This window comes from Limosilactobacillus walteri (genome assembly GCF_014830205.1).
Lineage (GTDB): Bacteria > Bacillota > Bacilli > Lactobacillales > Lactobacillaceae > Limosilactobacillus > Limosilactobacillus walteri.
Window position 1 is genome coordinate 1 of sequence record NZ_QORN01000032.1, and the last position, 9,180, is coordinate 9,180.

Here is a 9,180-nt window from a genome sequence, read left to right on the forward strand (position 1 = left end):
TACCAGTTGACAGATATCCTAAATAGTTAACTTAAAAAAACAGCTCGGCAAAAATAAAACCGGATAACATCACTGCTATCCGGGGCTTTACGTTTAAACTGATTGTGTCATTTTTAGTTTTCTTCTCCCATCCAGACTATACTGTCGGTACCAGATTTTCACTGGTTCAACCGTTAACATAAATGCTAACGGGTCACGGACTCCAAGCGTACTTGTTACCGTCGGTTGGGAATTTCACCCTGCCCCGAAGAAAATTAGATTGTTAAATTTATATATAGTGTAACTCTTCACTTTCTTTTTGTAAACAGCAAATTTATTTCTGTGAGAAACTTTGCAGGGTATCCATGATCAATTGGATGAATTTCTCACGGTCAATATCAAGGAGGACTTCAGTATTTTGGGGCTTATCAGTTAACTGATAGTAGTCACAAACCGTTTCTCCCCGTGTAAGATTGCCCTGAGTTTCAACATCTACATTCATTTTGTCAGTACCGAACATGGTGGGATCAATCAACCAAGCAATCGTACATGGGTCGTGGAGTGGCGCACCCTTAAAGCCCCACTTAGGATTTTCATGGTACTGTTCAAAGAAGTTTAAGAGACCATAGAAAGCTTGGGCAACTGGATTATCGATCTGCCCAATTTGATCAATCTCATCTTTCATAATCTGAGCTTTATGGGTTACATTCAACGGTGCCATTACCAGTGGTAGCCCAAAGTTCATTACAATTTTAGCTGCTTCTGGATCAACAAAAATGTTAAATTCAACTGATGGTCGCCAATTCCCAAGTCCCATTGCCCCACCCATGAAAACAATTTGATCAATCTTTTCTTTTGCCAAGTCGGGATAGACTCGCAAGAATAAGGCCGCATTTGTCATTGGACCGGTGACTACTAATGTAACCTTTTCATCACTTTTACGAAGAGTTTTAGCAATCAACTCAATAGCAGGAATTGGTTGAACTGCAAAATCGGGATCAGGCAAGTCAGCCCCATCAAGCCCCGTCTTACCGTGAACTTCTGGTGCCGTTTCTAATGGTTTTACTAACGGAGTCTGATTACCTTGAGCAACTGGAATATCTTCACGGTGTAGTAACGTTAACATTCGCATTGCATTATTCAAAGTTTTATCTGGCGTTTGATTACCCGCAGAGGTCGTGACTGCTAATAATTCGATTTTAGGTGATGCAACTGCCATTGTTAAAGCTAAGGCATCATCATGCCCAGGGTCACAGTCGAGAATAATCTTTTTAGTCATTAATTATCTTCCTTTCTCTATGGAGAATTATTATAACGCTTACATTAATTATAATCTTATTATAACAGAAAGAAGTAATTGTACTAAAACCTTCTAAGGTGTTAACTATTTAAATTATTCACAACAAATACATCGCATTCCATTTATTTGTTTCCACAATAAAAGGACCACTCCATTGTGATCCCTTCTCAAAATTAAATTACTTTGATGATGCTTTCATAAATAAGCATATTGGCCAAATAATCGCTCCCGCAATCAAAGTGATTAAAACTAATTTGCCCTTCTTTGAGTGTTTCTTAGGTTGTGTAGTTGTAGTAGTAGTTTTATTCTTCTTCATAAAAATCGGCTCCTTTTTATTAAAAACCCTGTGACTACCTACACTCTTATTCTATCCCCATTTTGCCTTCACGTAAAAATATATGGGCCAAGTAATTAAAGCAATAATAAACAACCAAACAATGATTTTTTGAAATAGGTTAAGTTTCCAAATATGTTTCATAATTTCACCTTATTTCTTTTTAAGCCAGCCAAATATCCCATGGCGGTGTGCCTGCTTTTCTTGTGCTTCTGTTAACCGGGTAAGCAATTCCGTCATCTTTGCATCGGTGTTTACCTTTTGGGCGTCCCGAGCTACCTTACTGCTATTATACTTTTGCTGAAGAGTATCACTGTTAAGCCATCGATCAAAATTAGCAACATCGACAATAAAACCGGTACTGGTATATTGGTAACTAATCCGATACTTTCGGGGAAGGTATTGGAAGTATCGTTCCATCATCATCGAACCATTATTCCGCGCGGTACTATCTGAAACCTTATTAAAAAGCTGCTTATTGATTTGCGCTTTTAACTGGCCATCCTGCTGAATAAAGGTTAGGTCAGCACCCATTTCCGCCTGGTTAATAAGCATTGTCCAATCATTACGACCGACAAAAAGTGAATAGTCATAATTATCGTCAAAGTATTCCTTAACCAGGTCAAACATCCCGAATTGATCCATCGCTTGTTTTAAGACAAATTTGATTGGGTAGAGGTAGTCTTTCTCAATCTTTTGTTCTGTCGCTGGTGACACATCATTGAAGAACTTTGCGAGTTCAACTTGGCAATAGCGATAAAGTTGATCATTAGCGCGCTCCAGCAAATCATTTAATTTAGCTTCTCGCTCATTCTCATCCCCCGCAAAAGTTGATTCAAAGCTGAGATACCATAACCGACGCATGATTTCCGGTTTAAGGGAAAATTGTGATTTACTATCACCTTCACGCCGATTCATCGTAAAAATAAATGATGGGAGTGGCTGAGTTAGACTGCGATTATTAGTAATCTCTTTAATAAAGCGGTCAAAATAAGGACGGGTTGTTAAGTCGGGGCTAATATCATCAATCATCATTGGGTTAACAGGACCATCACTATACATATAATCGCTTAAGACCGTTGTAATCGTCATATTGATATTTGATTTTCCCAATGCATAATTTTTAGCATCAAAAACTCCTCCATCAAGGAAATTGCCGCTTCCAGTTAGCTTAGCGGCTAGTCGCTTCCCTAAGGTTGACTTGCCAGTTCGTCCCTGTCCAATCAACGCAACCCCTAAAGGAACATCTTCCCGGGATTTACTACTCGGCGATAATTCATACATATTACGGATTTTCCATAACCACGGGGCCTCAAACAGAAAACACATGAAGTCACAAGCCTGCCACCCTTCGCCGACTTCTTTATAGTTATCGTACTCATGGGCAATATCACTAAATAATTGTAACTGTTCACGGAGACGGTTACCTGTTAAATCTGATTCGATTAATTCTGATTTTACATTATCACCAACGCGGGGGGCTTCAAATAATTGACCATTATTATAAAACAAGACTGGCTTAGGGTAGAGATCTTCTTCATGGGTAATCTTACCTGAGTTATCATCGTTTCGAGACACATGCTTAACTACCTGGGTAAGACTGTAGAGTTCTTTACCGATGTTTTCAAGGTTGCGTTTCTTATAGCCAGCATTGCCGAAGAGTTTCACGGTTTGAGCAACACTTAATTTTTCTTGGGCTGATAGTTTCTTTAATTCGTCGTCAGAACTATACCGGTCCTTATATTCTTTCACTTCTTCCGCCGGGATAATCACCGCATCTTGATCACCAGTATCCTTATTTTTCACCATGTTTACTGTATCGGTATAGACGTTAATCTGAAGTTGCTCTTTATTCTTCGCCTGAATGAACCCGGCCATTTTCTTTGCGTCTAGGTAGGTAGTCGCATGGTTGAGGTTATCATTGAACATCTGAACATGGCATTGATAAAGCGGATCAGTTTGCATTCCATAGTCACTGGCTAGTTGTTCTACATTATGGTGAATTGCGGCCTCGGTTAAATTCATCGAACCGGAAAATGAGAGATACTGGTCGCCATTTGTCATTAGGTACATTTTAGTATGAATTAATTCATGCTTGGTAAATAAGAGTTGCAAGCTGCCATCCAAAATTCGCTTCGTAAATGCACTATCCGGGTGTTCATAACCATAATTGACAAATTCAGTCCGGTCGTTTAACTGCCTCATCCGTTTACCAATTGATTCTTTCCCATTATCGCTTAAGCCGAGAATCAAAGTGACCTTATCATAGCGAGATAATAGTTGTTCTTCAATAAACTTAATTGAGGACACAAATGAAACGCCCCTAAATTCAGTTGGCTTTTCAAGATGTTCGCCAGCGAATTGCCAAAAATCGGCGTCAGAAATCAATTCTTGTTTTGTGTAATCTAGAATGTCTAACATGTGGTTCGCCCCCTTTTTAGTTAACTTTCAAATTATATCATGAAAAGAAAAAGAACCACTTGCAAGTGATTCTTAGGATAAGATTAATTCTTCTTTGCTAGCTTATATAGCAAGTACATTGGCCAAATTAAGGTCCCTGCGACAAGCGTTAATAAAACAATCTTTTGGTTCTTTGATAAGTTATGACATGGACACTTCATATATAATCGCCCCTTTGTTGACTAGTTAAGTTAATTATAACGCACTTGAATGATAATGTAAGGAAGCGATTTCAGGTTTAGGTAAGATTTATTATCTTAAAATATATTGCCATCAATTCGATATGTCATATAATGTTCTTTTGCTTCTACTCCTACCTGATACTGAATCATTAAATTAGTTAGCATCTCGCCATTAACCAATGTAATATTTAAGTCCCTTGCTGCGTTGATTGCACCTTGAGTAAATGTAGAAGTAGTAATAAATACACCCCTATCGGCATGCTTTAGCTTAATTGAGCCACTAAATGCTGTAATTTCTGGCATTTGAACTGAATTATCAGGCGCATATCTTTTTACTTGAATATAAACCTTTTGCAAACCTAGTGGGTCTTGATTAATAATTCCATCAATTCCATGATCATTTGATTTTTGTGTTACTAAGGCTTGCCCTTCATCACCCTTGTAGCCCATTACAGATAACAACTGAACCATTAAGTTTTCAAATTTATATGGATTCATCTTTACCAAGTGATTTAATAATTCATCCTGCGTTTTTTCGTTTTGCTGATTAAACCATTCCTTAATCTGACTTTCAGCTAAATCTTTATTTTCTTGCTTCTGTCTATTTTTCTTTTGATTACTTTTTTCTTGTTTGTATTTCTTATAAGCTGGCTCATTATGGATCAAAGTTCTCGTTATATTAATTCCATATTCTTTACTAAGCTCTTGCCCGCGACTAGTCGGGAGATAAAGGCCTCTCTTAGGTCGATCTAATAAACCTGAAATTGCTAAATCACTTAAAGCAAAACTAACCCGATTACGCATGACCAAATCGTGACTCTTTTGTGGATAACGCATTTGCAACATGCTTTGCGGTAAATTAGCTTCTTCTAAAGTTCTTTGTATTAATTCACTGCTTTGCCAATTCTGTCTTTCAACAGCAACTTTTAAAATAATTCCTAAAAATGCATCCCAAGTCGGAGTGCCATCCGCTTGATGTTTTAACGTTGTATAGTCAATCATTTTCAACTCCTAAATTTCACTTCAAATCGAAGTAATAATCATCTAAAGCATACGTATTAACTGGTGTAATATGTAATTGATATTTTTCAACCAATTCAGCAAGTGTCTGCCCATCAATTAATGTTACAGTATTATTTCCTTGGGTTGCCTTTTTTCGAGCACGATCTGTGAAATAATTAGTTGTAATAAATATCCCATATTCAGCATTAAAGCTATCCATTACCCCTTTAAACTTATCGATTTCAGGTTCAGATACAGCTCCTTTTGTGTACCTTTTACATTGAATCGCTACTCGACTAGTTCTGAATTCATCAGATGTAAAATATCCAAAGCCATCGATCCCATGGTCACCGGAACGAACAATTCCGCGATCTTTATCAATTACAACGCCCATTTTTGTAATCAACAGGCGCGAAAAGCTTTCAAATTTACTAGGATCAAACTTCATTAATTGAGTAATCAATTGGTTTTTCCAGTTTAAATCTTTAGTGTCCTCTTGGTCTTCTGGTCCAGTTGATTCGTCCCCGCTTTTTTCAATGTGTTTATTTTTATTCCGTTCAGCACGTTCCTTATCTTTCTTATCCCAATAAGCACGAATTTCTTTTTTCTGCTCTAACGAAGGATAATTTGTCAAATCATCGTTCTCTCCGGCCTTAGTAAGAACAATATCTTGATTACGATGAGGCTCTTCAATGTATTGAACACTGCGTAGATTTCGAATACCAAAGTTAAAATCAAATAAAAATGGAGAATAAGTTCCTGTTTTACCCTCTTTAGTTGCATAGACCTGATCATAAGTTAATCCATCATACTCATTATCTGCGATTGCTTTCCGAATAGCTTTTCGGCTTGCTGACCCACCTAAATCTCTTAATGCCATAATAATTGCTTTTTCTACTGATCTTCTTTTATATTCTGCCATAATTTCACCTAATTAAATGTATATTCTAATTACTTATTATATCGTAACTTTTTACCATCTATTTTTCAGTATTATCGATAATTTTTATAAAAGTACATATTAATGTTAAATGGGAGCAGCATAAGTTGGGGAAGAGTCTTTCTCTATTAAAAGATGGTACGCATGGATCATATGAAAGCGTACAACAGGGGGCTTGGTTATTAAGTGCTAAAAATATTATTAATAATAGAGTGGTGATTACTTCTAATGACAGGAAAATATCTGAAAATGATTTTAAGAAAATTCACGATAAATTCCAGTTACGTAAAGGTGATGTATTATTAACAATCGTTGGGACAATTGGGCGATCAGCTATTTTAAAAGAGGCTAACAAGTTAACATTTCAGCGTAGTGTGGCATACCTACGGCCAGATGAAAACATTCTAACTAGTTCTAATTTTCTTTTTTCACTTTCTAAAAGTTCTAATTTTCAAAATCAATTAAAAAAAAGAACAGTTATTTCAGCACAACCTGGTATCTATCTAAGTGATATTGATAAGTTAAATATAACTATTCCTGAATTAAAGGAAGAACAAGACAAGATCGCTTCAATCATTATAACAATAGATAATATTCTTTCTCTCCAGCAACGAAAATTGAAGCAGTTAAAACAGTTTAAGAAGGCGATGTTACAACAATTGTTTGTTGATAAAAATAATAAACAACCTATTTTAAGATTTAAAAACTTTAATGAAAATTGGGAGCAACATAAGTTATATGAGGTTGCTGATTACCGAAATGGAAAAGCACATGAACAACATATCTTTATGCACGGTAACTACATAGTTGTTAACTCAAAATTTGTATCGACTAGTGGTAAGAAAAAGAAATATTCTAACAAGTTGATTGAACCATTAATGAAAAATGAGATTGCTTTTGTATTATCTGATGTACCAAATGGTAAAGCTTTGGCAAGAACTTTTCTGGTGAAAAAAAGTCTAAAATACAGTCTAAATCAAAGAGTTGCTGGAATTACGCCTCACAATAATGTGAATAGCTACTTTTTATTTATTTTAATGAATAGAAATCCTTATTTCCTAAAATTTGACAATGGAGTGAGTCAGACAAATTTATCAAAAAAAGACGTAGAACAATTTAGCGAAAATTACCCAACAAGTTGTGAACAACAAAAGATTGGAGATATATTTAAAAAATTAGATTTTCTTATCACTCTCCAGCAAAACAAACTTACTCAACTAACTACCTTGAAAAAGTATCTCCTTCAAAAACTTTTTATCTAAAAACAGCGGCATCAGTTATCTTTTTACTGGTGTCGCTGTTTGACTAATTTAGTTGTGATAAATGATGTAAGACTTTATCGTTGTCTTTATTTTCAAGCTCTTCAATGATATGAATATAAGTTTCTTGAGTTGTTGTGGTATTGGCATGTCCTAGTCGCTTGGCAACACTTGCCACTGATACACCTTCGTACAATAGCAGTGATGCATGAGTATGACGCAACCCATGCACAGAAATAGTTGGAATTTCTAGTTTATAACAATATTTTTCCAACAAGCTATTGACCGTTGAATTGAAAACGCGTTTGTCATGCGGAATAAAAACTGGCCAATTACTTTCTTTGCCTCGAATGAGTGAGCGAAATTGGTTCATTAAGTGCCAATCAACCATAACTACCCGATTTGACGATTCGTTTTTTGTCTTTTGAAAGCTACCTGCTGGAGTTTTGTAATTCCATGATTTATTAACAATAATTTGTTGTTTTTCAAAGTCAAAATCTTCTGGGGTTAAGGCTAATGCTTCCGCAAAACGTAAACCTGTTTTGGAAACTAATAAAATAAACCAGTCCCAATTCAACTCATCACCCAAATTAAGGTGACGCAGTAACTTTTGCAATTCATATAAGCTTAAAAATTTATTTTTCTTATGGCTAGGAACACATCCTTTTATAATTGCCCGTCTTGTTGGATCATGTTCTAGCAATCCTTCATCAAGGGCATCAACTAAGGCGGCTTTTAAATGATGATGAAAATCAAGCGTTGTTTGTTTTTCATGACTTACAGCATAGTCATTTAATAACTTTTGATAGGATTGCCGATTAAGATCATTCATGTGTAAATCGGGCGCTAATTTCTTTATTTTACGATATGTTAAGTAGTATTTATCTAAAGTTACCTTACGAACCGCCTTTTCTTTATAGAGTCTAATCCAATCGAGATAGTATTTATAAAACAGTTTAGTGCTATAGTGTTTGCGAGACATTGCAAAACCTCCAATAAATAATTTTGTGTAAAGAACACAAGTGTATTATTTGTTGGAGGTTATGTTTTATGCAATGAATTAGATAAAAAGTTTTTGGAGAAGGTATTTTTTTAAAGTAGTTAAGTTAGCAATTTTTAATTGTTGGAGTTTAATCAAATTATCAATTTTCATTATCGTAATGCTTATTAGTTTTTCTTCTTCAATTTTAGGCAAACTTAATTTCAAGAGTTTTACTATTTTAGCAGATAAGTTTCCTTGTCCACCTTGAAGGTAGGTTGAAACAATTTTGCTTTTGTTCTTTATTAACCAAGTTTTTATAAAATACACGTTGTCTTTTTTTAAGTTAATTGCCATTACTGCTTGATTAATGGCTCCATCAGTTTGAGCTATTCCAACCTCTCCACTAGTTGCTCCATAAAGAGCGTATAAAAGTGTACCTTTTTTTATAAATTTAGCAGATGAATTTTTTAATCCGTCTGGTGTTAAATATAACTGAGTGGTACTTTTATTAATTTCTGCAGATCGAATAAATGGAATATTACCACCATAGTAATTCTTATTAGAAATAGCTGGAGTTCCACCTGAAAAAGTATTTGCTATATCATTAAATTTACAAGGTAACCAATTTTCTTTAAAGCCCTTAAACCTTAAAACAGGTTGTTTACTATTTTCATCAACAAACATTCGCTGCAATGTAAAAATCTTAAATCGCTTTAATTGCTCCAATTTTCGTTGCTGGAGA

General features: G+C 35.3%; 8 protein-coding genes and 1 riboswitch. Of the genes, 1 reads left to right on the forward strand and 7 read right to left on the reverse strand.

The features are described from left to right. Positions 1 to 115: 115 nt before the first annotated feature. A riboswitch (FMN riboswitch) is annotated at positions 116 to 256 on the reverse strand. 57 nt (positions 257 to 313) lie between these two features. From rihA to DTK66_RS08255, 5 genes are all read right to left on the reverse strand, one after another. Next, positions 314 to 1,258, reverse strand: coding sequence for a pyrimidine-specific ribonucleoside hydrolase RihA (gene rihA / locus DTK66_RS08235; protein ID WP_191668354.1), 945 nt, complete (start codon positions 1,256 to 1,258; stop codon positions 314 to 316). Between the two features lie 199 nt (positions 1,259 to 1,457). Then, a complete protein-coding gene (locus DTK66_RS08240; RefSeq protein ID WP_172971253.1) occupies positions 1,458 to 1,595 on the reverse strand; it encodes a hypothetical protein in 138 nt (45 codons plus the stop codon). Positions 1,596 to 1,766: 171 nt separating this feature from the next. After that, positions 1,767 to 4,034, reverse strand: coding sequence for a phospholipase D family protein (locus DTK66_RS08245; protein WP_191668355.1), 2,268 nt, complete (start codon positions 4,032 to 4,034; stop codon positions 1,767 to 1,769). 296 nt (positions 4,035 to 4,330) lie between these two features. After that, complete coding sequence (locus DTK66_RS08250; protein ID WP_191668356.1) at positions 4,331 to 5,257, reverse strand: restriction endonuclease; 927 nt, start codon at positions 5,255 to 5,257, stop codon at positions 4,331 to 4,333. A gap of 16 nt (positions 5,258 to 5,273) precedes the next feature. Next, entirely contained in the window at positions 5,274 to 6,179 is a 906-nt protein-coding gene (locus DTK66_RS08255; RefSeq protein ID WP_191668357.1) for a restriction endonuclease, read from the reverse strand. Positions 6,180 to 6,304: 125 nt separating this feature from the next. Here DTK66_RS08255 and DTK66_RS08260 point away from each other — a divergent pair, with 125 nt between their 5' ends. Continuing rightward, the gene (locus DTK66_RS08260) at positions 6,305 to 7,459 is read left to right on the forward strand and encodes a restriction endonuclease subunit S (protein WP_191668358.1); all 1,155 of its coding nucleotides are present in this window, start codon (positions 6,305 to 6,307) and stop codon (positions 7,457 to 7,459) included. 43 nt (positions 7,460 to 7,502) lie between these two features. Here DTK66_RS08260 and DTK66_RS08265 read toward each other — a convergent pair whose 3' ends face one another. Both DTK66_RS08265 and DTK66_RS08270 read right to left on the reverse strand, forming a co-directional pair. Then, a complete protein-coding gene (locus DTK66_RS08265; protein ID WP_191668359.1) occupies positions 7,503 to 8,438 on the reverse strand; it encodes a site-specific integrase in 936 nt (311 codons plus the stop codon). Between the two features lie 78 nt (positions 8,439 to 8,516). Beyond that, positions 8,517 to 9,180: restriction endonuclease subunit S (locus DTK66_RS08270; RefSeq protein WP_225209050.1), on the reverse strand; the 664-nt coding region annotated here is incomplete at its 5' end.

Coding starts and splice junctions, on each gene's coding strand:
- rihA (WP_191668354.1), bottom strand. CDS start 1,258: ATGACTAAAAAGATTATTCTCGACTGTGACCCTGGGCATGATGATGCC.
- DTK66_RS08240 (WP_172971253.1), bottom strand. CDS start 1,595: ATGAAGAAGAATAAAACTACTACTACAACTACACAACCTAAGAAACAC.
- DTK66_RS08245 (WP_191668355.1), bottom strand. CDS start 4,034: ATGTTAGACATTCTAGATTACACAAAACAAGAATTGATTTCTGACGCC.
- DTK66_RS08250 (WP_191668356.1), bottom strand. CDS start 5,257: ATGATTGACTATACAACGTTAAAACATCAAGCGGATGGCACTCCGACT.
- DTK66_RS08255 (WP_191668357.1), bottom strand. CDS start 6,179: ATGGCAGAATATAAAAGAAGATCAGTAGAAAAAGCAATTATTATGGCA.
- DTK66_RS08265 (WP_191668359.1), bottom strand. CDS start 8,438: ATGTCTCGCAAACACTATAGCACTAAACTGTTTTATAAATACTATCTC.